Genomic DNA, 25,138 nt, shown 5'->3' on the forward strand with positions numbered 1-25,138 from the left:
AATGGGGATGTACTTTTTTATGTGAATTATTATGAATTTGTGCATGTCTGATGGTAGATTTGAAGGAAAACTTGTAGTTTATTAATTATAAGCTAGCTTGACCCATGAGTACTTTATAAAACAGTTCAATCAATACACATAAAAGGATGCGTCTACTAATAAAAGTAGACGCATCCTTTTATCTTACTGCTAAAACAGTGTTCGTTATTTTTCTTTCATTTCTAGTAATTGTTGTTGTAATTCAGTTTCTAAATTATTAAGTTCTGATTCAGCTTGTTTACGTTTATTTCTACCTTGCTCTTGTATTCTAAGTGTTTGCTCAATTGTTTCAATAATATCATTTTGCGTTGTTTTTAATGTCTCAATATCCACGACGCCACGCTCGTTTTCTGTTGCTGTTTCCAATGCATTTTGTTTTAATAGCTCTGAGTTTTTTAACAATAAATCATTTGTAGTATCTGTCACTGCTTTTTGAGCTGAAACAGCACTTCTTTGTCTCATTAATGTTAATGCGATAGACATTTGATTTTTCCACAAAGGAATACTCGTTAGTATAGAACTTTGAATTTTTTCGGCTAAGGCTTGATTAACATTTTGTATCATACGAATTTGAGGCGCTGTTTGAATTGCAATTTGTCTTGAAAGTTGTAAATCATATATCCGCTTATCTAAACGATCTATGAATTGTTCCATATCTGAAGCAGCTTGGACATCCATTTGATTTCCAGAAGCTTTAGCTTTTTCTCTTAGCTTTGGAATTTCCTCTTGTTGTAACTCAAATTGTTTCTTTTTAGCCGCTTCAATATATATTGATAGTTCATCAAAGTAGTCTTTATTCTTATCATAAAGTTCATCAAGCATTTCAACGTCTTTTGTTAAGTTGTTTTTGTGCTTATCTAATTCAATCGAAATACGATCGATTTGTGAACCTACAGATTGCATTTTAGAGAACACCTCATTGACAGAAGCCTTTGTTCGTCTAAATATGAGTTTTAATTTTGATTGATTTTCCGGATTAAGTTCTTCTGGGTTTACTGATTTTAATTTACTCATTAAACCATTAAGTGATTCCCCGACAGGTCCCACATCTGTCGTTTTCACTTCGTTTAAAATACGATGTGAGAATTGAGACATACTCGATTGTGCTTGAGTACCATAATTCAATAAACTATCATTATCCATTGGCTTTATCTCTCCACTAATCTGATCAATTTTCTTTTGATCTTCTTGTGAAAATTGTTTTGTCTTGTTGATGATATCAGTTTTGTTTGCTGATGCTTCATCAATATATTTGTCCAATGGGTGAGAATTTATAATGTCTTGTTCTCTACTCATTCAATTCCACTCCATTCATAATACTTAATTACTTACGTCTTTTTTGCTCCATTTTATTTAATTCCATCTCAATGTCTAACTTGCTATAATCTTCAGCGTTTATCCTTTTCAAATCAGCAACTAAAGTTCTCTTAACCTCATCTAAAGTAATGCGTGTTTGCTCAAGCTTTTGCTTCTCTTCTTTAGACTTTTTAGGCGATTTAGATAACCTCGTATATGATTCAATTAAATTCAGTGCATTATCAATATGGGAATAGAAGAAACTTTCAACTTTAAAAAATGAAGAAGGTTGCTGTTTTACTGCAAAGTATATTGCACGTGAAATACGGTATATATCATTTACTTGTCTAAAATCTTTAATCGATCTCACATTAACAAATGACTTCATAATTCTTCTGTTCTTATCTTGAGCACTATTCAATTGACTATTTACAAAGTGATAATCTCGGCGTGATAAACCAATTTCATTCAAGTATTTTCTAGAAGTTAGACGTTGGGTAGGGAAGTAAAACACTAAAAATGTTCCTGCCGAAATAGCTAGGTCAAAAAGCATATATATATCTAAAGCATATACACTTACAAACCAAGCAATAACAGCTGCTGGAAAAGCAGTGATTGTCCCAAATATACGAGAAATATTATATCTCAATTTCATCTTCCTTTATATTGTTTTGAATTTTTTCCATGAATGATCAACGCTAATTTCTTCTATTGCATAATCTTCAACGTGTGATGCAGGAGATGCGCCATCAGTAACTGCTGTAATAAATTGTGCTAGTGACGCTTCATCACCTTGAGCGTAAATGTCAACATAATTATCAATATTTTCAACAGTACCTACTATATTATACTTTCGAGCAATTTTTTCCGTATAATATCTAAATCCAACTCCCTGTACCATACCAAATATTTTAATGTGTTTACATTGCATATAATCACCTCTTAATTAACATTATACGAAATTTCACGCTACAAAACTAATATTTGAGTTTGAAGATAAATTGTCTATAGGCCAAAAGTATGAGACGGATAACTTGATTTTGTATATTATCTAGTTAAAATATTACACATAGGCAAATTGTGCGACACTAATAAAATTATAGGAAATCTATAAATCATTTTTATTTATCTCTAATTAAATCATGGGGGAATTAATTAGATGATTTTGTATGTATTCCATACATAGGTATGATCGACTTGTTCTATTTACTTAAAATATAAGGCACTACCGCTATGTCTTAAAATTCATTTTGAGTTAACTATGAAAGGGTGAAACAAACATGTGGACAGTTGCAAAAATTCGAGCTGACTACGAGGGCTGGTGGTTATTTAGTGATTGGACAGACCATATTATCGAACGGTATGATTTTGAAACTTATGATGAAATGTTAAATCAATATCAATCACTAATTTCAAAAAGCAAGCATCACTATGATAATTTCTTAATAGGTAAACACAATATTCATGCTTTTTATAACAATTGTGAACTAGGTTTTTGTGAAGACTGCGATGAAGATTTGCAAATATTCTATAGTTTTATTGTTTTAAATAATAATGAAGTATATTATGATTTACCAAATGTTAAATAAATTGTTTTTTCAGATTTATATTGCAATTCCCATTAAAATGTAGTATACTTCTAATTAAGCAATTGTTTTATTCCATATTGCAAAGAATATTGTAATTCAAGATTCGTATGAATAATTGTATTTTTTGTAATATGCGAATAACGCATATTGAATGAATTTTAGTCTTGGAGGTTTCACACTTATGAAACAAGGTACAGTAAAATGGTTTAACGCTGAAAAAGGTTTTGGTTTTATCGAAGTTGAAGGAGAAAACGATGTATTCGTACACTTCTCAGCAATTAACCAAGAAGGTTACAAATCATTAGAAGAAGGTCAATCAGTTGAATTTGAAGTAGTTGAAGGCGACCGCGGTCCTCAAGCTGCAAACGTTGCTAAACTATAATTATAAATTGAAATATTGACTATTTAAAGAACCTTGTTAAAGGTTCTTTTTTGTAAAGCGATTTACTTTTTAAGTAAGTCGCTTTACTTATGGATCATTCTTTCAATACTGTAGCAGAAGCTCTAATAATAGCCATAGAGGCACTATACAAAGTAATCCAATTAAAATACATACACATAATAAAACCCGATTAACTATAAAAAGTTAATCGGGTTTTTAACTTATATTCACTTATTTAGTATCATTAATAATGAGCTGTCGCAAAGATTGACGTTTAATAACTTCACGTGCTTTACCATCTTTCAAGAAAAATACAGAAGGTTTCTGCATTTGATTGTAATTTGAAGCCATAGAATAATGATAAGCGCCGGTAGATAATATCGCTAAATAATCTCCACGTTTAACAGTACTTGGTAACTTCGCATCTTTAATAATAATATCTCCAGATTCACACAATTTACCAGCAATTGTGACTGTTTCATCCGCTTGATCATCTCTATTAACGAGTAGCGCTTCATACTGCGCACCATAAAGCGAAGTACGAATATGATCACTCATACCACCATCAATTGAAACATATTTGTTCACATTCGGTATAGTTTTAATCGTTCCAACCTCATACAAAGTAATACCAGCTTCACCAACTATTGAACGTCCCGGTTCAATACCTATTTCAGGAATAGGGAAACCTGTTTCTTTAGCAATCGCTATTATAGCTTCTGTAATTTCAGCAATACCATCTTCGATAGGGAAGCTAACATCACCTTCAACATATTTTATACTAAAGCCACCACCTAAATTAATAAGCTCTACTTCAATATCATTTTCTTTAAGCCATTGAATAACTAATCTCGCCGTTTCAATCATAGCTTCTGTACCTTCAATTTGAGAACCTACATGGAAATGAACACCTTTTAAGTTTAAACGTTTAGAGTGTTTAACTTTACGAACACCTTCAATTGCTAAACCATGTTTAATTGATAATCCAAATTTGCTATCTTCTTGGCCAGTTTGTATGAATTCATGTGTATGTGCTTCAACCCCAGGGTTTAACCTAATAACAACATTCACAACGTCACTAGCATAACGATCAATAAGGTCTATTTCTTCAAGAGAATCAATGACGATATAGCCCACTTTGCTTTCCAAAGCATATTGAATTTCGTGTTTCGTCTTATTATTACCATGAAAATGTATATGTTGAGGGTCAAATCCAGCTTCTAGCGCTGTATACAACTCACCCTCTGAGACCACATCTAATTCTAAGCCTTCTTCTTGGACCAATTTGACCATTTGCAAACAAGTAAATGCTTTAGAAGCATACGAAATATTATAGTTCAAACCACTCTTCTTAAAAGCCTCATGAAAACGTCTCATTTGCGTACGAATTTGAGTTTCATCGTAAACAATAGTAGGGGTGCCAAAACTTTGTGCCACAGTTTTTAGGCTTGTACCTCCCATAGTGAGTTCGCCATTATTATTATATTCAATTACCATAATTTATCTATACTCCTTTATTAGTGAGTCGTGGTTCATCGCACTTAATTGTTCTGAATTTGCACCCACGCCTTTAAATGTAAACTCATCAACGCGTATATCATCATTATATAGTATTACTTCATCTTGTGCATGTACTTGTTCATCTACTTCAACAAACATATGGCTCATCATTAATGCACGAATAGGATAACGTTTACCATGAATTAACGCCTCAAATTGTGCCCTTGATTTAAGTATACCATCACCATAGCCGACATCAACTACTGCTAATTTTGTATGATTATGTTTTGCTTCAAATGCAAAGCTGTAACCACAATAATCTCCTTCATTTACTTCTCGTATTTGAATGATATTACCTTTGACTGTTAAAGCTTGCTTAATCATAGAATGATCTATAGTACTATAAGGTCTTGACCCATATAACGCTATACCAATACGTGCGTGTGTATGATTCGGTAACACACCCTCTTCACGATAATAACTTGCACTGTTTTGTGCATGTATCATTGGAAATTGATAGCCTTCATCTAGTAATGTATTTACAATTTCTAACCATGCTGTGCGTTCAATTTGATAATCAGGTACGTCAAATTCATCAGCATAACCAAAGTGCGTCCATAATCCTGCAATAATCATTTTATTAGGATTTTCATTACGTCTATGATGTAAAAGTACTTGTCTCATTTCATCAACGGATTTCAATCCAGAACGATGTAATAAATTCTCGAATTCTAAATGTATATGAATATCATATAATGCTTCATAATGTTCATAATAAAAATCGAGCGAGGGTAAAGTCATATGAATGTAATTGTCCCTAACTATATCGAAATCATATACGGCATTCATCAAAAATATCGTTGCTTTTGGAGCAATTTTTCGAACTCTTACAGCTTCTTTTAATGAAGTTGTGCTAAACGTTTGTATACCAGCACGTAGAAATTGAGTGACTGCAAACTCTAATCCATAGTGATAAGCATTATTTTTTACCACTGCCATAATTGAGTTGTCTTGCGCAACATTTACTGCATTTTTATAAAATTCTTCTGTGTCTACAGACCAAATGGCCGTCATTGTTCACGCACCTCACTATACGATGTTAAAATCTGTTCATAATAATCTGCAATTTTAATTAACATATGTTCGTTAAAATTTAAATGAGATGTATGTAATCCTGTAACATAGCCTTTCGATTCATCTCGTATACCGACAAACACAAAATAACTAGGTGCAAGCTGACTATAAAAACTAAAATCTTCTCCGAATAGGTAAGGGGTAGGTTTATCAATAATTTCAAACCCAGCATCTTTCAAACCATGTTCTACATGTTTTCTTAGTTTTACATCGTTATAAGTAGGAGGATATCCTTCTTCAAATTTCACTTCACAGTCTACATTGAACAATAATTTTACACTTTCTGCGATTTTCAGCATTTGCGCTTTTACAATTTCTAAATCTTTGATGTCATAGGTTCTGATGGTTCCTTCTAAATAACCGTTACTAGGCACTGTATTAATCGCTTCTCCCGCTTTAAAATGTCCCATATGTACGATATTTCGTTTCAAACCATTTAAATGGTACTGTTGAATTTGTCCTACTTGACTCAATACATGTTGTAAGGCTTCTCCGCAAGAATGTCCTTGTTCTTTATCCGCCACATGACTAGAAAGACCATTCAAAAAGAACCTATATTCTGTAGCACTCGCAGTAATCTCTTCATCTCTTATGACAACTTGACCTTCATTTTCAAAAGGCATGACGTGAATACCAAATATAGCCTCGATAGGGTATTCTTCAAATGCTCCAGCACGAATTAAACGATTTGCACCTCCACCTGTTTCTTCAGCAGGTTGGAAAATAAATACAATATTTTGTGGTAATGTGCCTGCATCCGCCAGATTTTTACAACGTTGTACAAATAACATGAGCGCCGTTGTATGACCATCGTGGCCACAGGCATGCATCACATTATCTATTAAACTTTTATATTCAACTTCATTTTCTTCATTGATAGGTAGGGCATCAATATCTGCTCTATACGCAATTGTATGCTCACTATTACCAGGGAGGTAAGCAATTAAACCAGTATCAAGAGGGCGTTCATAACTCACTCCTATTTCATCTAAAAATGCAGCGATATATGTTGTTGTTTCATATTCGTGTAAACTTAATTCTGGATGTTGGTGTAAATGACGTCTATGTTTCGTTACGAATTCTAGTTCATTCATTAAAATCAAATCCTTCTAATTTTATTCATTTATCTTTGTTAGTCTATGATATAAAAGTCATATGTATATAACTATAATTTATACTATTATAAATTTGGGAGGCAAAGACAACTTATGCAGGTATATGAAATGAATTTCATATACCTGCTTAAGTAGAGACATAAGTAATTGATAATCATAAATAACTCTTAATTTATCAATTACTGCCTGATAACAAGGCTTTGTCGCGTCTTTAACCTCCCAAATTAATGTTTATATGTGTTAATCATTAATTGATTTACAATACTATCATGCCGCGCATGTAAAACATTGCAAATGATGTCTAGTCGTTTAATTTTCTTAAAGCAGAAACGATTTCACGTTTTGAATCTTCTACTTCACTCGTTTGTTTGATTACTTTGGCAGGTGTGCCTGCAACAACTGCACCAGCAGGCACATCTTGAGTTACAATAGCTCCTGCAGCAACAACTGCACCTTCGCCAACACGAACGCCTTCAAGGATGACTGCATTAGCACCAATCAAGACATTATCTTCAATAACCACTGGAGATGCACTTGGGGGTTCAATAACACCTGCTAACACAGATCCAGCACCAACATGTACATTTTTACCAGTTGTTGCACGTCCACCAAGTGTAGCATTCATATCTACCATAGTTCCTTCGCCTACAACAGCGCCGATATTAATCGTTGCACCCATCATTACAACAGCGCCGTCTTCGATAACTGCTTCTTCACGAATGAAAGCACCTGGCTCAATGCGTGCATTGGTATTTGTTAAATCTTTTAATGGAATCGCAGAATTACGACGATCCATCTCAATCTCTAATTCTTCAATACTTGTTTGATTTGCTTCATAAAATGTCTTCCACGCATCCGCTTCACAAAAGATTACTTTTGAATCTGTTGAACCAAATACTTTGAAAGTTTCAGGGAAGGTTACATTTTCAAAATTCCCGTTTGCATATACCTTAAGTGGTGTTGATTTTTTTGCATCACTTATAAATTGAATAATCTCTTCTGCCGTTAAATGTTGTTCCATAATTAAATACGCTCCTTAGATTTTATAGGTTATCAAATGTATAATAATTGTTTGTCTTTTGAATTAACTTTTCTGCTGCACCAATCGCACCGCTAGCAAAGATATCTTTTGACTGAGCACGATGTGTAATTTCAATTGTTTCATCCGTTCCTGCAAATAGTACATCGTGTTGTCCAACGATTGTACCACCTCTAACTGAATGAATACCAATTTCTTCTTGTGTTCTTTTCTCATTATTTTCATGTCTATCATATACTGGTACAGATTGTTCACGTAATGATTGAATAACATCATATAGTTTGACGAGTGTACCACTTGGAGCATCTACTTTCTTATTATGATGCGCTTCCGTAAGTTCAATATCAAAATCTTGTAATAGGGGAACAGCTGCTTCTAATATTTTAGTAAGCGCATGCACTCCATAACTCATATTCGCACTGAAAAATACTGGCATTTGTGTACTTAATGCTTTAAGTTTATGAATGATTTCTTCCTTTTCTCCTGTAGTAGCAATAACTAAAGGCAATTTGAAATCGTCATCTAATAACGGTAATAATAATTCTGGGTTTGAAAAATCTATAGCTACATCTGCTGATTGGATATCTGAGATACGTTCAAATGTAGGGTAGGGATAAGATTTATTTACATCTCTTACAATGACGCCAACAATGTCATGTCCCTTTGCTTCTGCTAATCTTGCCACACGTTGGTTCATCGCGCCATAACCAATAAGTACTATCTTCATGCTTTGTCACCTGCTTTAAATTGCTCATATACACTTTCTAATACTTTACGATCATCGTCTTCTAACGGTACTAATGGTAAACGCACTTCATAACCACCAAAACCTTCAACAGCCGTTAAAGCTTTAATAGGAATAGGGTTTACGTCTACAGATAAAGCATCTAACACTGTTTGAATCGATTTGAATTGTGATTCGACATCTTTTCCACTTTGTTTATGATCATAAAGGGCTTGAAAAGCCTTTGGCATAACGTTCGCAACGACTGAAATGACACCATGTCCACCTTTATCAAAATAGTCAATCACATTATCATCGTTACCACTGTAAAGTGCAAAATTATCTAAATCAAGACGTTGTTTCAACTCTTTTAAATAGTCGAAATCATTTGTTGCATCTTTAATAGCGATAATATATTCATTGTGACTTAAAGTCTCAACTGTTTCAGCTTCAATGGTCATATTTGTACGCGAAGGCACATTATATAACACTACAGGTAATTTAACTGCATTGGCAATTGTAGTAAAATGTTCAATTAATCCACGTTGATTGGTTTTATTATAATATGGGGTAATCAGCATGATTGCATCTGCTCCAAGTTCTCGTGCGCGAACAGAAGCTTGAATAGATTTCTGGGTATTATTTGTACCAGTCCCTGCAATGACTGGAATGCGTCCATCAATATAATTCACAACTACTTCTAAAATATGCTCTTTTTCATCTTCTGTTAAAGTTGGATTTTCTGCAGTTGTACCATTAACTACAATAGATTTTGCATTATTTTCCACTAAATATTTTAAATGTCTTCTTAGTGCATCATAATCTACTTCATTGTGGGTAAATGGTGTTGTTAAGGCGACACCTACACCTTCAAAAATGTGACTCATATTATTTTACTCCTTTCAGACTCATAACTTGTTCAAGTATTTGTACTGCATTTAATGCTGCACCTTTCAATAAGTTGTCTGAAGTACACCATACATGGAAAGTATTATCTAAAGTTTCATCACGACGAATACGTCCTACAAATATTTCATCTTTACCAGTAGAATGAATAGCTAAAGGATATGCATTGTTTTGAGGATCATCTATTAATACCACACGCGCATCTTTACTAAATAATTCTTGAATTGATTCGACAGTGGCATCTTTTTCTAAAGTAACACTCATGTGCACACTATGACTATCTTGTACTGGTACACGAACGCAAGTTGCTGTTACTTTTAAATCATCATCTTTTAAAATTTTTCGTGTTTCATCAATCATTTTTTGTTCCTCTTTTGTATAACCATCTTCGAGAAACACATCAATATGAGGTAATACATTATTATAAATAGGGTGTGGATATGCTTCAGGCGCCTTACCACTTGGACCATCTGCTAAGTCTTGTTTACCTTTAACACCAGAACCAGAAACAGCTTGATAAGTAGTGTAAGCCACACGTTTCAAACCATATTGTTCTTGTAATAATTTAAGCGGCACTACTGATTGAATTGTAGAACAGTTTGGGTTAGCAATAATTTTTCGATTTAATATAGGTTCATTAACCTCTGGAACAATTAAATCAACGCCTTCTGTCATTCTCCATTGACTAGAATTATCGATTACTATTGCACCAGCTTGTTCAAAAATAGGGGAGAAGTGCTCACTTGTACTTCCACCAGCACTCATTAATACAAAATCAAAAGCCTCGTTTGCTGCATCTTCTGTTAATTCTCTTACTGTGTATGTCTTACCTTGAAATTCGACTTCTTGACCAGCTGAACGTGCTGAAGAAAATAATACCAATTCGTCAAATTGAACTTCTTTACGATCTAAAGTTTCTAACATTTTTCTTCCTACTAATCCTGTTGCGCCTGCTACTGCTAATTTTGTCATATCCACTACACTCCAATTATTATTTTTATTAAATTTGATTATATTTCGAAAATTCAGATATCGAAAGCTTGATAAAGGCTACGAACTGCACGTTCACCATTCTCTGCATCGATCACACATGAAATGCTAATTTCAGAGGTGGTTGTCTGATAAAACGAAATATCATTTTCAATTAATGTAATAAATGCTTTTGATGCTACACCTGACATATCGCGCATTCCTGAGCCAATTAATGAAATTTTAACGTATGCTTCATTAATTTTAAAATCTAAAGCGCTAAAGTCTTCTGTTAATGATTCTAAGATAGTTGTAATTTGTACAGCATCGGTATCTTTAATAGTAAAGGATAATTGCAATCCTTCCAAGTTAATTATCTGAGAAATCATATCAACATTCACGGAACCTTCGTCCAATTTGTTGAATAATGCAGTTAGTAATTTGTTATCAGGCAGGGGATAACTGATTGTAACATGCATCATATGTGTGTCTAATGCGACACCAGTGACTGCTTTTTTTTCTAGTAATTCTGTTTGTGACATAATCCATGTTCCTCTCACATTTGATAGCGTTCTTCCTAAATAAAGCGAAATATTGTAATTATTAGCCAATTCGACGCTTCTAGTCTCTAATACACCTGCGCCTAACGCACTCATTTCCATCATTTCTTCATATGAAACATATTCGAGTCGTTTGGCATCTTTATATAACCTCGGATCCGTAGCATAAACACCATCTACATCTGTGTATATTTCGCAGGCAGTACCATTACTAGCCGCTAATGCAACCGCTGTAGTATCTGAACCTCCACGACCTAACGTAGTAAGTTCAAAATCATCATTTATACCTTGAAATCCTGCAATAACTAAGATGTCATTATCTATAAAAGCATGATCAAATGTTTCAGGATTTATTTCTGCTATACGACTTTTCAAATGATGTCCAACTGTTTTTATTCCTGCTTGGTAACCAGTCATGGCTTTTGCATTAACACCAATATCATTAAGTACCATAGACAAATATGATACTGTCTGTTGTTCACCCGTGGTCAATAGTAATGCTAGTTCTTGATCTTTAGGTTTTGAAGTCAATGACGACACGTTAGCCATAAGTTGGTCAGTTGTTTTACCCATCGCACTTACGACAACTATAAGTTGTTCACCTTGCTCAACTCTACGACTTAACATTTCAGCTATATTTTTAATTTTAGTAAAATCACTTACAGAAGAACCTCCAAATTTCAAAACACTTCTTTCCAATTCTATATCCTCCTCATTGAATAGGGGAGAATCACAGTAATATAAAAAAGAACAAGTCCGGAATGCGAACCTGTTCTATAATATATATACAAGTGATGCACTCCATTATTTTAAAATAATGACAGACTCTTAGCTCTTAACCATAAAGTCCAACTTGTTATAAGCTGCTATTATAACTGTTTCGGCATCTCACCCTTTCAAAATTAGCTGCTAGCAGGCAGGTTCTTCTAATATTTACTAATGATTGATGCGCCTCATCAAAAACTTATTTAATTTTTTGTTTATGCTACATATTATACATACGTAGTTATATACTGTAAACTGCTTTTTACAAAGTTTTTTAAATTTACTGAAAATATAACAAGTTAACCACCTTTTTCACCATTAAAGTGCAAATTACCACTATAATCTCACACGAAAAAGGCTTTCATCATTGTTCAATCATTAATACTCTTCGTATGTTGCAGGATCTTGTCCTTTTAGGCGACCGTCTTGTTGTGTTAAAGCGTCTATTTTCTCTAAATCTTCACTTTCTAAGTAAAAATCAAAAATATCTTTATTTTGAATCTGTCTTGAAACAGAAGTGGATTTGGGAATAGGTACTACGCCATTTTGCACATGCCATTTCAAAATAATTTGCGGTATTGTTTTATTGTATTTTTCAGCAATTGTTGCAATGTCTTTATCATTGATTACTTCTGAAGCACGACCTAAAGGACTCCACGCTTGCGTAATGATACCTTTGTCATTATGATATTGTATCATTGCTTTTTGGTTGAAGTAAGGATGTAATTCAATTTGATTCACTGCTGGTAATATACCTGTTTCTTTTTCTAACCTTTCAATGTGTTCTGTTAAGAAATTACAAACACCTATAGATTTTATTAATCCCGCTTTTTGAGCAGCAATTAATGCTTTCCATGCTTCAATGTACTTCTCTTGTTTAGGATTTGGCCAATGGATTAAATATAAATCAATATATTCCACATTCAGACGATAAATAGATTCCTGAATTGCAGTTAATGCTGCGTCATAATCTTGATAACGACCTGGTAGTTTAGAGGTAACCATGATTTGATCTCTCGAAATATGACTATTAGCTATTGCACGTCCAACTGTGCCTTCATTCTCATAGTTATAAGCAGTGTCTAATAAATGGTAACCTTGTTTCAATGCATTTATAATAGCATGAACTCCATGTGTACCATTGAGTTTATATGTACCGAACCCAATTTGAGGTATAACTTGACCATCTAACATATTTAAATTTTCCATTACATCATTCCTCCTATTACTTTATTAATAATAATTATATAATTCTAAAATATAATATCAAAATAATTAGCCTAGGTAATCATATATAGTATATTACAAGCTCTATTTTATTAATATAGTTTCATATGAACAGGTATATGATTGATACAGTTTGTAAAGGAGGGCAGGGGTAACTCATTTTTCTAACTAAAAAAGGTCTAATACCTTTTTTAAAAGGTATTAGACCTATATTAATATATGACTTACATATTATTTTTTACTTAAAAGACCAGATTCTTCTAAATAAGCTTCATATGAAATTTCTTTTGATACACTGCCTTCGGGATTTAAATCAATTACACGGTTAGCAATTGTGTTTATAAACTCAAAGTCATACGATGTGAATATAATAGAACCTTTAAATGATTTTAAGCCATCATTAACAGCTGTAATACTTTCTAAATCTAAATGGTTTGTCGGTTCGTCTAATAATAATACGTTAGCACTTGATAACATCATTTTACTTAACATACAACGCACTTTCTCTCCACCGGATAATACGCTAGCTTTTTTCTTAACTTCTTCACCACTAAACAACATACGTCCTAAGAATCCACGTAAGAAAGTTTCTGTTTGTTCATCTTCGGGTGCATATTGACGTAACCAATCTACAAGATTTGTATCCATACCTTCAAAGTAGTCTGAATTATCTTTTGGTAAATAACTACGTGACGTCGTAACACCCCATCTAACAGAACCTTCATCTGGCTCCATTTCACCAGCTAAGATTTTTAATAGTGTTGATTTCGAGAATTCACTATCTCCAATTAACACAGCTTTATCATTAGGATCCATAGTAAATGAAATATTATCCAATACTTTTACACCATCGATTGTTTTTGATACATTCTCAACATATAATAGGTCATTACCAATTTCACGTTCAGGTGTAAATTTAACAAATGGATAACGGCGAGAAGAAGGTTGAATATCATCAAGTTCTATTTTTTCTAATTGTTTTTTACGACTTGTTGCTTGTTTAGATTTCGATGCATTTGCTGAGAAACGCGCAACGAATTCTTCTAATTCTTTAATTTTTTCTTCTTTTTTCTTGTTTTGGTCTTGGGCCATTTTCATTGCTAATTCACTAGATTGGTACCAGAAATCATAGTTACCAACATAAACTTTAATTTTTCCATAATCTAAGTCAGCGATATGCGTACATACATTATTTAAAAAGTGTCTATCATGTGATACAACAATTACTGTATTTTCAAAGTTAATTAAGAAATCTTCTAACCAGCTCATTGCTGGAATATCCAACCCATTGGTAGGCTCATCTAGTAGTAAAACGTCTGGTTCACCAAATAGACTTTGCGCTAATAACACTTTGATTTTTTGGTTGTTTTCTAATTCGGACATACTTTTATCTTGTAAATCTGCACTTATGCCTAAACCTGATAGTAGGGAACCCGCATCTGCTTCAGCATTCCAACCATCCATTTCAGCAAATTCGCCTTCTAACTCTGCAGCTCTGATACCATCTTCATCACTGAAATCAGCTTTCATATAGATTTCATCTTTTTCTTTCATTACTTCATATAAACGCTCATGCCCTTTAATAACAACATCTATTACTTTCTCATCTTCATAAGCAAAGTGATCTTGTTTTAAAACCGCTAATCTTTCATTTTTACCCATGGAAACATGACCAGTTTGAGCATCTAACTCACCAGACAAAATCTTCAAAAATGTTGATTTCCCAGCGCCATTAGCTCCAATTAAGCCATAACAGTTGCCATCTGTAAATTTAATATTTACATCTTCAAATAGCTTACGATCGCCAAATCGTAAACTTACATCAGTAACTTGTAACATGAATTTACTCCTTTTCGTTAATCTACCGGACAAATTATAACACATATATGCATGAGTTTCGACCATTCTCGATGGAGTGATGCTTGTTTCTTCTATGCGTGTTATAATAAGTAAGAATAAATACATGTACGAAGGAGAAAAGTATGGCCCAAGAAGAAAAAGATATTGTAGGTTCTATAGAATTTCTTGAAGTTGTTGGATTAGAAGGATCCACATACAAGTTAAAAGGACCTAACGGAGAAGACGTTAAACTCAATCAATCCGAAATAAAAGATGAAGATGAATTAGAAATAGGGGAAGAATATAGTTTCTTTATTTACCCAAATAGATCAGGCGATTTATTTGCAACACAAAATATGCCTGATATAACTACTGATAAATACGCCTTTGTAAAAGTTTTAAAAACTGATCGCGACGGTGCACACGTCGATGTAGGCTTACCAAGAGAAGTATTAATACCTTGGGAAGATTTACCAAAAGTAAAAGATGTATGGCCAATACAAGGCGATGAGTTATTCGTAACGTTACGTATTGATAGAGATAAGAATATGTTTGCAAGACTAGCAACAGAAACCATCGTTGAGCAGATGTTCTCACCGGTACACGATGAAGAAAAACAAAATAAAATTATCGAAGCACGACCATATCGATTATTAAGAATCGGTACATTTTTACTATCTAAAGATGGATATAAAATTTTTGTTCATGAATCTGAGCGTAAAGAAGAACCACGCCTCGGCGAAAATGTAAAAGTACGTATCATTGGTCATAATGAAAAAGGTGAATTAAATGGTTCATTTTTACCACTCGCTCATGAAAGACTGGATGAAGACGGACAACATATCTTTGATCTACTCGTAGAATATGAAGGTGAACTTCCGTTTTGGGATAAATCTAGTCCAGATGCGATTAAAGAGGTCTTTAACATGAGTAAAGGTTCATTCAAGAGAGCTATTGGACACCTTTATAAAAATAAAATTATTAATATAGAAACTGGTAAAATCTCCTTAACTAAAAAAGGTTGGGACAGATTAAACAGCTAATTCCTTCTATTATAAATGCAATATATTAGATTTAGTAATAAACGAAAGCTCATTAATTTAATACGGTAATTGAACATAAAAACCTGAAAAATTCTACTTATATATAGTAGCAATTTTTCAGGTTTTTTATTTATATATTGATTTATGCAAAATAGTTCTTTTTAAGTTCTTTAATATTTTTATTTACAATAAAAATATTATTAATTCTCCTGTGCAAGCGTTGTCAATAGTAAATTAACAAAACATTTACATTAATTACATTATCAATTAATAAAAGGAATGTAAGATAGGAACTGTAAGAAATACATATAACTTATGGGTTATTTATCTATTAGGAGGATGTTTCAATGAAAAAATGGCAATTATTTGGTACTACAGTAGTTGGTGCTTCACTTTTACTAGGCGCTTGTGGTGGCGGTAACGCTGGATCAGGTTCTGGAGACGATGCAAAAGGGGAAGTCAAAGGCGATGGTTCATCAACAGTAGGTCCAATCATTGAAAAACTAAATGAAAAATTTGCAAAAGATAATCAAGATGTAACTGTCTCAAATGGTACTTCTGGTACTGGTGGCGGTTTTGAAAAATTCCTTTCTGGGAGCACTGATTTTTCAAATGCATCTCGACCAATAAAAGATGAAGAAAAGAAAAAATTAGATGATAAAGGTATTAAATATGATGAATTTAAAGTTGCACAAGATGGTGTAACAATTACCGTTAATAAAGAAAATGACTTTGTTAAAGAATTAACTAAAGAACAATTGAAAGACATTTACTCTGGAGAAGCAAAATCATGGAAAGATGTAAATTCAAAATGGCCTGACAAGGAAATTAAAGCATATTCTCCAGACCAATCACACGGAACATATGACTTCTTCACTGAAGAAATTATGGATAAAGGTGATATTAAAGCAGAGAAAAATGCTGACACAAACGTAATTGTGCAATCAGTACAAAAAAATGAACAAGGTATTGGTTACTTCGGCTATAACTTCTATGAACAAAACAAAGATAAATTAAAAGAAGTTAAAATCAAAGATGATAAAGGTAAACTGACAGAACCAACTAAGAAAACAATCCAAGATGGTTCATACGCATTAAGCAGACCATTATACATTTATACTAATGAGAAGAAATTAAAAGAGAATAAAGGATTCCAAGAATTCATGAAATTTATCCTAGATGATAAAGGTAAAGCAGCAGAAGATGCAGGATTTGTTGCATTACCTAAGAAAGATTATTCTGAACAACAAGATAAGTTAAAAGATATCATCGGTAAAGAAAGTGACAATAAAGATAGCGACAAAAAAGAAGACAAATAAACATAACATTATATCTTAAAGGTTGGGATTCTGGAATAGGAAAGACAAAATGACAGTTTATCTATCACTTTGCTTTTCTGTTCCATGTTCAATTCATCTAATTAATTAGACTCAAGTATTTTATCGAAACTTGACTACAACATAGATGTCGAACATTCCCAACCTTTTTTTAAATAATTGGGAGTCTATGAGAAAGAAGGTAATTATATGTCGAGTAAGAAACTCTCTGTAAGCGAAATGATTGCAAAAAATAACGCTAAGAAAAATGGGATGAGCGATAAAATTGTTCCTATCATTTTAGGGATCATTGCAATCTTTTCTATATTAACGACAGTTGGGATTATAGTCACTTTACTAACAGAAACTATCACGTTCTTCACACGTGTTTCAATTGCAGATTTTCTATTTACTACAGAATGGAATCCATTTTCATCAACACCTAAATATGGCATTTGGGCATTGATACTAGGAACTTTAAAAATAACGTTTATTGCAACTATCGTTGCAGTGCCATTGGGTCTTGGCGCAGCATTATATTTAAGTGAATACGCATCTAAACGTGCAAAAAGTATTATAAAACCAATCTTAGAAATATTATCTGGTATACCAACAATTGTATTTGGTTTCTTTGCACTAACTTTTGTAACGCCAATCTTACGTTCTATATTTCCTGACTTAGGTAGTTTTAATTCTATTAGTCCTGGTATCGTAGTTGGCATAATGATCATTCCATTAATTTCAAGTATGAGTGAAGATGCCATGTCTTCGGTTCCAAACAAAATGCGTGAAGGTGCACTAGGTTTGGGCGCAACAAAGTTTGAAGTTGCTACAAAAGTGATATTACCTGCTGCTACTTCAGGAATTATGGCTTCAATTGTATTAGCGATTTCTCGTGCAATTGGTGAAACGATGATTGTTTCACTTGCTGCTGGTAGTACGCCAACTGCATCATTAGACTTAACAGGCTCTATACAAACAATGACTGGTTATATTGTACAAGTTGCAACAGGGGATGCGACATTTGGATCAGACATTTACTACAGTATTTATGCCGTAGGTTTCACATTATTCTTATTTACATTAGTGATGAATTTAATCTCTCAATGGATTACGAAACGCTTTAGAGAGGAGTATTAATTATGGCTGAAGCAAATAATAAAGCACTTGTTGACCAAAAAACTGTAGAAAAGAAACTCTCGGGCAGGTTAACGACGAACAAGATAAATAAATGGGCCTTTTTTGCTTGTACAATGATTGGCTTGCTCGTATTAGCGGCACTCATCATAGATACACTCATCAAAGGCGCAGGGCATTTAACACCAGCATTTTTCACGAGCTTTTCTTCATCAACACCATCTATGGCCGGAGTCAAAGGGGCTTTAATAGGTACAATTTGGTTGATGATTACTATTATTCCAATATCTATTATTTTAGGTGTAGGAACAGCAATCTACTTAGAAGAATATGCTAGAGACAATGCTTTAACACACTTTATCAAAGTCAGTATTTCTAATTTAGCTGGTGTCCCTTCAGTAGTATTTGGGCTACTTGGTTTAACAATATTTGTACGCGGTATGGGTATCGAATCGTTGGCACTCAGTAATTCTGTTCTAGCTGCTGCTTTAACGATGTCATTACTTATTTTACCGGTTATCATCGTAGCCAGCCAAGAAGCGATTAGAGCAGTTCCTAATTCTGTTAGAGAAGCTTCTTATGGTTTAGGAGGTAATAAATGGCAAACAATACGTAGAGTTGTATTACCTGCTGCTATTCCAGGTATTTTAACAGGATTTATATTAGCATTATCACGTGCATTAGGTGAGACAGCGCCATTAATTTTAATCGGTATACCGACTGTTTTATTACAATTACCATCAAGTGTATTTGATCAATTCCAAGCTTTACCGATGGCAATTTATAACTGGGCTAAATTACCACAAGAAGAGTTCCAAAACGTTGCTTCAGCAGGAATCATTGTATTATTGATCATTTTATTATTAATGAATGCCATAGCAATTTTCTTAAGAAATAAATACAGCAAAAAATTCTAAATATATCTATATTAAATCAAAGCTAGTTATTGGGAAATTACAAAGTTACTTCACACTTTGTAACTAGCATTTAAAAAAAGGAGTTTTAATTATGACTGATAAAATAAACGTAGACGATAAATCAGAATTAGACACACATACGGATCGTGAAACATCACCCATTGCAACAATTGATACTGAGAACTTAGAACATAATACAAATAAAGATAGCGATAAGAAAATTGTTTATTCAACAAAAAACTTAGACTTATGGTATGGTGATAACCATGCTTTAAAGAATATCAACTTAGACATTTTAGAGAATAATGTGACGGCCATCATTGGACCATCAGGTTGCGGAAAGTCCACATATATCAAAGCACTCAACCGTATGGTAGAACTTGTACCCTCTGTTAAAACTGCAGGGAAAATTTTATACCGTGATGAAAATATTTTTGATGATAAAAATTCAGTCGAAAAGTTAAGAACAAACGTAGGCATGGTGTTCCAGCAACCTAATCCATTTCCAAAATCAATTTATGAAAATATTACGTATGGTCCCAAAATTCATGGTATTAAAAACAAAAAAGTTTTAGATGAAATTGTTGAGAAATCACTTCGTGGCGCAGCAATTTGGGATGAATTAAAAGATCGCCTAGACACAAATGCTTACAGTCTATCTGGCGGACAACAACAGCGTGTATGTATTGCGCGTACTTTAGCGATTGAACCTGACGTTATTTTAATGGATGAACCAACATCTGCTTTAGATCCTATTTCTACTTTAAAAGTTGAAGAACTTGTCCAAGACTTAAAAGAGAAATATTCAATTATAATCGTTACACATAATATGCAACAAGCTGCACGTGTTTCTGACAAAACAGCTTTCTTCCTTAACGGGTATGTAAATGAATATGATGATACAGATAAAATTTTCTCTAATCCATCTGACAAACAAACCGAAGATTATATTTCAGGTAGATTTGGATAATTTCTAATGACAATCATTAGACAAAAATACGAAGGCCAACTAGACGGACTGATTAAAGATTTACGTCGACTTGGTCTTCAAGTATATTATCATATTGAATATGCTTTAACCTCGTTAAGTGAAGAAGATCGAAATTATGCACGTGAAACAATTGCTAAAGATAAAGAAATCAATGAAATGGAAACTCAAATCAACGAAAAAGTGATTATGCTTATTACTAAACAGCAGCCTATCGCTACTGACTTACGTTTAATGATGGCTGCATTGAAAATAGCTTCAGATCTAGAACGTATTGGTGATAATGCAGCGAATCTAGCTGAGATTAGATTGCGCGCTAAAATCATCGATCAATACGTACTTACAAGACTTAATACAATGGGGAAACTTGCACTTTTAATGCTTAAAGATTTAAATGATGCCATAAATGATAACGATATAACATTAATAAAAGAAATCATTGCACGAGATAGAGATATTGATGATTTATATAAAAACATTGTCAATACTACTTATCTCATTGATAACGATCCTTTTGTGGCAGGACAAGCACATTTGGCTGCTAGACAATTGGAACGTATAGGTGATCATATCACTAACGTGGCTGAAAATATTTATTACTTTATTACGGGTAATCGTTACGAATCCTATGATAAATAAAACAAAGCCTAAACATAATAAAGCACCCTGACTTAGAGAACGATAAGTCAGGGTGCTTTATTATGTTTAGCTTCAATTTCATCAGTTAGTTGTTCTAATTCCTCCACAAGCTTACCAATATAACCAATTGTTGCTTTGAGTGGCTGATCCGTACGAATATCTATGCCTGCAATAGCTGCTAGTTCAACCGGAGATTGACTACCACCTGCTTTCAAGACATCTAACCAAGCGTCTACGGCTGGCTGGCCTTCATCTTTGATGCGTTGTGACATAACAGTACCTATCGTTAATCCGGCTGAATACGTGTACGAATACAGCCCCATATAGTAGTGTGGTTGGCGCATCCATGTTAATTCAGCACCATCTGTAAGTTTAACGCTATCTCCAAAGAATTGACCATACACATCACGCATAATCTGATTAAGTACTGGTGCTGTAAGGGACTCACCATTATCTACTTTTGTATATACTTCACGCTGGTATGCTGCTTCTAATAAGTGGGTTACCATATTATGATAATAAGTCCTAGAAACAATCGATCCTATTACCCAACGTTTAAAATGAGTATCTTTACTATGTTCAAATAAGTAATTCGCCATTAACATTTCATTCATCGTTGAAGGTGCTTCTACAAAATACATGGAAGCCTCAGATTCTAAATAATTTTGATGCGTTTGAGCTAAAGTAAAATGTCCTGCATGACCTAATTCATGTGCTAAGACAAATGTTTCAGCCATTTTTCCAGTCCATGAAATAAATATATAAGAGTGAGTTGCATAAGGACTAGCACAGTATGCACCTGTTTCTTTACCTTTATTTTGAGCAAAATCAATCCATCTATCTGTATAAGCTTTTTCAACCATTTGGATATAATCTTTACCTAATACATTCAATGCACCATAGATATATTCTTTGGATTCATCAATAGAAATTTCAGGTTCATAACCTGGATCAATTGAGACTTTTAAATCTTCGAAATTCATGACATCAAGTCCGTGTACACGTTGAATGAGCTTTGCGTATTTTTGCATAATAGGGGCTAAATCACTCATGATTACATCAATTTGACGATCAAACATGTCTCGTGTGACTTCTTGTTCCTGCAAGAGATAATCTATTACAGAGTCATAGCCTCTTAAATTTGCTTCAATTTTTTCTTGTTGTACTTGCATATTATAGGTAGCTGCAGTGGTATGCTGATATTTACTTAACGCATCACTAAAATATCGAAAACTTTTTCTTCGGAATGCTACATTTGCATTATCTTCATATTCATTTTCAAATGTAGCATAATCTAGCGGGAACATTTGGCCATGGTATTCGAAAGACTCAAAGTCAATATCTAACATTTTTGTAGTACCATACAACTCATATGGGCTTTCAAAGGTAGGGGATAAACTAGCTAAAACTTTTTCAACTTCTGGTGATAGTTGATATTTCTTTTTTTCCTTTAGCTTAGTTAGATAATGAGGGTAGTTAGACTGTTCAATTAATGCCTCGAATAACTCGTCAGAAAGTGCTAATATGCCTGATTCAACAAATGATAACTCACTTGCGATTTTGCCATAAGTCGTAGATAATTTCGCACTTAAAGTTTGAGCATCGGTATTTGCTGTATCAACGCTTAAGCGTAATTCTGCATAATTGGCCATGCGATCTAATTGAATTAATATTTCGGAATACGTACTTAACATTTCTTCAATTATAGTAATATCATTCAATTTATGATTATATTGTAAATTAAATGCTTTTGCCTTAGTTAAAACTTCGTCTAAATGCTTATAAAAGGATTCATCTGAATCAAATAACGCGGTAATATCCCACGTTTCATTTATAGGAACGTCTATAGGAACGTCATTTCTTAGCGGTAATGATTTCGTCATATCTTCACTCCTGTACATTTGTAGTGTATACATCTCTGATTATACAGGAAGATCACTTATAAAATACAATCGAACGTTTTATAAGTGTAAGTGGGGGAAGGCGTTAAATCATATTGACGTGTACTCGCTATTGTTCTAATGTGAAATCATACTACTGAAGACGGAAGCTTTTAATATATTTTTATAGTAATATGAAAGTAATACAATTAAAGTTTCGATAATATAAAATAAGGAGCACTATAAATGACAATATTTGATATGCCTAATTTTTTATGGATTACTATAGTTGCTGTAATTTTGTTAACTATGTTTTATAATCTTATTTTAACTAAATGGTTTACTCCAGCAATAATTACTTTTATTGTACTTGCTATAGCTGCGTTCTTAATACCTAACTTTGAAGATATAACTTATGAACCTTTATTAGGTTTTGCAGCATTTATGGCCGTTTTAAGCTTAATTATAAGTTTCTTAATTTGGTATTTCACACGTAATTGGAGACGCAAAAGAAGAGAGAAGAAGCTAAATAAAGAAATTCGTAAACGTGGGGGGATCCCAAAAGAAGAAATAGAACATTATAAACACTAAAAAGAACTGCTGATACAAAATCAGCAGTTCTTTTTAGTGTTTATTTATCCGAAGTATATGCGTGTTGAATTTGATCCAATTGCTTAATCGTTAAATCAATACCACCTTCACCGAAGAACCATGCATTAGCTTCAAAAGGCGTGACATCCTTGTTTTTTATAGCATTAACATTTTTAATCACAGGATTATTCAAAGCCTGTGGTATGTGATTTTGTTGCTTGTTAGAATCTGTTGTGCGATTAATTACAAATAATTTATCAGGATTCACTTTTTCTAAATACTCATTTGATATTAGTATGCCACTTGAATTGGCTTTCATTTTGCTATCAGCATGTTGAATACCGAGATCTTTATTTAGGAAACCACCAAACCTCCCCGAAGAACCATACGATTTAATCCCTTTATCATCAACGTTTAAAAATAAAGCAGCGTCTTCATTAATTACTTTTTTAGTTTGTTTAACCTTATGATCTAAACGTGCTGTTAACTTTTGTGCTTCTTTTTCTTTACCGAATATATGTCCGATATTATTAGTGTTTTTCTTAATAGAATCTATATAATCATCATTATTAGGGCTAACAAAAACGATTTTAGCATCTGGTGCAGCTTTTTTCATTTCATCAAGTGTTTTAGTATGCGCTTGCCTAAATGATGCAAAAATCACATCTGGCTTCGCTTTAGCTAATTGATTATAGTCTGGCTGTCCAGGATTACCAAGATTATCATACTTAGTATTCTTAAATTCTTTTAAGCTTTGTGGTAAAAAAGATGCGCCTTGCCCTTTAGCAACTGCAACTATACGATTTTGAAGTTTAAGTGCTTTCATAACATCTAAAGCACCATAATCCATAACAACAACACGCTTAGGATTTTTAGGCACATTTATCGTTTCTTTTTTTATTTGTCCTTTATTATGATCTTTATTTTTATCTTTAAACTCATATGTATGTGTAATCTTGACCGTATCGTGTTTAGTTGTTTTGTTTGACTCAGTATTACAAGCTGCCAATACTACAGACAAAGTTAATATAAATAGCAATAATCTTTTCATTTAAATCCTCCTTATAGTGAGATTTAATTATATACTAACTGATAAAAGTTATCAATTAGGTATTTTAGTTATTTCAAATACTACATATATAAATAGTTCTGTAATTATAAAATATACAAAGCATCTATATATGTATAACGATAGTTGTATATAATAGCACATCATATAGAACTTATATGTATATGTATTGACCTGAACATATACATATATAGTTTATACCAAACTAGCTAGAAACAATACGTGCATAATGTTTTTTAATTTATGAAGTAGGTTGCTAAAATAATGAGATCGCAGTGCACTTTTCCAATACACACATAACTTCCTATAATATATATTATGTAAACTAAAATGAAATTTTAAATATACAATGCTATAACATCTCTAATTAACAATATTTCATCAATCTATTCGTAATTATTATCTATTATGAATTGACGCACTTAAACTATAACTATATAAAACCAATACATAAGTAATTTACCTATAAAGCTA

The 25,138-nt window shown here is 33.0% G+C and carries 24 protein-coding genes and 1 riboswitch; of the genes, 9 read left to right on the top strand and 15 right to left on the bottom strand.

Features of this window, described 5'->3' with window-relative positions; translation table 11 throughout:
* Positions 1-204: 204 nt before the first annotated feature.
* From QMO72_RS07500 to QMO72_RS07510, 3 genes are read right to left on the bottom strand one after another with little or no spacing between them, the layout of a single operon-like run.
* Positions 205-1,335, bottom strand: coding sequence for a toxic anion resistance protein (locus QMO72_RS07500; RefSeq protein ID WP_103267221.1), 1,131 nt, complete (start codon positions 1,333-1,335; stop codon positions 205-207).
* 28 nt (positions 1,336-1,363) lie between these two features.
* Complete coding sequence (locus QMO72_RS07505) at positions 1,364-1,984, bottom strand: 5-bromo-4-chloroindolyl phosphate hydrolysis family protein (RefSeq protein ID WP_103267220.1); 621 nt, start codon at positions 1,982-1,984, stop codon at positions 1,364-1,366.
* 12 nt (positions 1,985-1,996) lie between these two features.
* Positions 1,997-2,266 (bottom strand): acylphosphatase, encoded by a 270-nt coding sequence (locus QMO72_RS07510; protein ID WP_069824077.1) that lies wholly within the window; start codon positions 2,264-2,266, stop codon positions 1,997-1,999.
* A 349-nt stretch (positions 2,267-2,615) separates the two neighbouring features.
* On the opposite strand from QMO72_RS07510, the gene msaA reads away from it, so the two are divergent.
* The gene (gene msaA / locus QMO72_RS07515; protein ID WP_103267219.1) at positions 2,616-2,924 is read left to right on the top strand and encodes a regulatory protein MsaA; all 309 of its coding nucleotides are present in this window, start codon (positions 2,616-2,618) and stop codon (positions 2,922-2,924) included.
* Positions 2,925-3,105: 181 nt separating this feature from the next.
* On the top strand, positions 3,106-3,306 hold the full coding sequence (cspA, locus tag QMO72_RS07520) for a cold shock protein CspA (protein WP_002507639.1): 201 nt from the start codon (positions 3,106-3,108) through the stop codon (positions 3,304-3,306).
* Positions 3,307-3,537: 231 nt separating this feature from the next.
* On the opposite strand, the gene lysA is transcribed toward cspA, so the two are convergent.
* The 10 genes from lysA to QMO72_RS07570 form a co-directional block, all read right to left on the bottom strand.
* Positions 3,538-4,803, bottom strand: a complete 1,266-nt coding sequence (gene lysA, locus QMO72_RS07525; RefSeq protein WP_103267218.1) for a diaminopimelate decarboxylase — start codon at positions 4,801-4,803, stop codon at positions 3,538-3,540.
* Between the two features lie 3 nt (positions 4,804-4,806).
* On the bottom strand, positions 4,807-5,880 hold the full coding sequence (locus QMO72_RS07530; protein ID WP_103267217.1) for an alanine racemase: 1,074 nt from the start codon (positions 5,878-5,880) through the stop codon (positions 4,807-4,809).
* Positions 5,877-7,034, bottom strand: a complete 1,158-nt coding sequence (locus tag QMO72_RS07535; protein ID WP_286093166.1) for an amidohydrolase — start codon at positions 7,032-7,034, stop codon at positions 5,877-5,879. The genes QMO72_RS07530 and QMO72_RS07535 overlap by 4 nt, the downstream gene beginning before the upstream one ends.
* A 322-nt stretch (positions 7,035-7,356) precedes the next feature.
* Positions 7,357-8,076 carry a 2,3,4,5-tetrahydropyridine-2,6-dicarboxylate N-acetyltransferase gene (gene dapD, locus QMO72_RS07540; protein WP_103267216.1) on the bottom strand — a complete coding sequence of 240 codons (720 nt, stop codon included), beginning with the start codon at positions 8,074-8,076 and terminating at the stop codon, positions 7,357-7,359.
* A gap of 22 nt (positions 8,077-8,098) precedes the next feature.
* Positions 8,099-8,821: a 4-hydroxy-tetrahydrodipicolinate reductase gene (gene dapB, locus QMO72_RS07545; RefSeq protein ID WP_103267215.1), complete on the bottom strand. Its 723-nt coding sequence runs from the start codon at positions 8,819-8,821 to the stop codon at positions 8,099-8,101.
* Entirely contained in the window at positions 8,818-9,705 is an 888-nt protein-coding gene (gene dapA / locus QMO72_RS07550) for a 4-hydroxy-tetrahydrodipicolinate synthase (RefSeq protein WP_103267214.1), read from the bottom strand. The genes dapB and dapA overlap by 4 nt, the downstream gene beginning before the upstream one ends.
* Before the next feature lies 1 nt (position 9,706).
* Positions 9,707-10,696 carry an aspartate-semialdehyde dehydrogenase gene (locus QMO72_RS07555; protein ID WP_103267213.1) on the bottom strand — a complete coding sequence of 330 codons (990 nt, stop codon included), beginning with the start codon at positions 10,694-10,696 and terminating at the stop codon, positions 9,707-9,709.
* A 53-nt stretch (positions 10,697-10,749) separates the two neighbouring features.
* Positions 10,750-11,952, bottom strand: coding sequence for an aspartate kinase (locus tag QMO72_RS07560; RefSeq protein WP_103267212.1), 1,203 nt, complete (start codon positions 11,950-11,952; stop codon positions 10,750-10,752).
* Between the two features lie 87 nt (positions 11,953-12,039).
* Positions 12,040-12,218, bottom strand: a riboswitch (Lysine riboswitch).
* Positions 12,219-12,396: 178 nt separating this feature from the next.
* Entirely contained in the window at positions 12,397-13,227 is an 831-nt protein-coding gene (locus tag QMO72_RS07565) for an aldo/keto reductase (protein ID WP_103267211.1), read from the bottom strand.
* 249 nt (positions 13,228-13,476) lie between these two features.
* Positions 13,477-15,084, bottom strand: coding sequence for an ABC-F family ATP-binding cassette domain-containing protein (locus QMO72_RS07570; protein WP_069824088.1), 1,608 nt, complete (start codon positions 15,082-15,084; stop codon positions 13,477-13,479).
* 143 nt (positions 15,085-15,227) lie between these two features.
* Here QMO72_RS07570 and cvfB point away from each other — a divergent pair, with 143 nt between their 5' ends.
* From cvfB to phoU, 6 genes are all read left to right on the top strand, one after another.
* Positions 15,228-16,127, top strand: coding sequence for an RNA-binding virulence regulatory protein CvfB (gene cvfB, locus QMO72_RS07575; protein WP_103267210.1), 900 nt, complete (start codon positions 15,228-15,230; stop codon positions 16,125-16,127).
* A gap of 347 nt (positions 16,128-16,474) precedes the next feature.
* The gene (locus tag QMO72_RS07580) at positions 16,475-17,446 is read left to right on the top strand and encodes a PstS family phosphate ABC transporter substrate-binding protein (protein WP_103267209.1); all 972 of its coding nucleotides are present in this window, start codon (positions 16,475-16,477) and stop codon (positions 17,444-17,446) included.
* A 207-nt stretch (positions 17,447-17,653) separates the two neighbouring features.
* Positions 17,654-18,583 (top strand): phosphate ABC transporter permease subunit PstC, encoded by a 930-nt coding sequence (pstC, locus tag QMO72_RS07585; protein ID WP_103267208.1) that lies wholly within the window; start codon positions 17,654-17,656, stop codon positions 18,581-18,583.
* Between the two features lie 2 nt (positions 18,584-18,585).
* Entirely contained in the window at positions 18,586-19,497 is a 912-nt protein-coding gene (pstA, locus tag QMO72_RS07590) for a phosphate ABC transporter permease PstA (RefSeq protein WP_103267207.1), read from the top strand.
* A gap of 91 nt (positions 19,498-19,588) precedes the next feature.
* Complete coding sequence (gene pstB / locus QMO72_RS07595; protein WP_103267206.1) at positions 19,589-20,467, top strand: phosphate ABC transporter ATP-binding protein PstB; 879 nt, start codon at positions 19,589-19,591, stop codon at positions 20,465-20,467.
* Positions 20,468-20,473: 6 nt separating this feature from the next.
* On the top strand, positions 20,474-21,124 hold the full coding sequence (phoU, locus tag QMO72_RS07600; RefSeq protein WP_046837461.1) for a phosphate signaling complex protein PhoU: 651 nt from the start codon (positions 20,474-20,476) through the stop codon (positions 21,122-21,124).
* Between the two features lie 47 nt (positions 21,125-21,171).
* On the opposite strand, the gene pepF is transcribed toward phoU, so the two are convergent.
* Complete coding sequence (gene pepF / locus QMO72_RS07605; protein WP_103267205.1) at positions 21,172-23,007, bottom strand: oligoendopeptidase F; 1,836 nt, start codon at positions 23,005-23,007, stop codon at positions 21,172-21,174.
* Between the two features lie 243 nt (positions 23,008-23,250).
* Between pepF and QMO72_RS07610 the strand changes: the two genes are divergently transcribed.
* Complete coding sequence (locus tag QMO72_RS07610; RefSeq protein WP_069824095.1) at positions 23,251-23,595, top strand: hypothetical protein; 345 nt, start codon at positions 23,251-23,253, stop codon at positions 23,593-23,595.
* A gap of 40 nt (positions 23,596-23,635) precedes the next feature.
* Here the strand turns inward: QMO72_RS07610 and QMO72_RS07615 are convergent, their stop codons facing one another.
* Positions 23,636-24,646, bottom strand: coding sequence for a siderophore ABC transporter substrate-binding protein (locus tag QMO72_RS07615; protein ID WP_103267204.1), 1,011 nt, complete (start codon positions 24,644-24,646; stop codon positions 23,636-23,638).
* Positions 24,647-25,138 lie beyond the last annotated feature (492 nt).

Origin of the sequence: Staphylococcus casei (genome assembly GCF_030294405.1) — a bacterium.
Taxonomy (GTDB): Bacteria; Bacillota; Bacilli; order Staphylococcales; family Staphylococcaceae; genus Staphylococcus; species Staphylococcus succinus.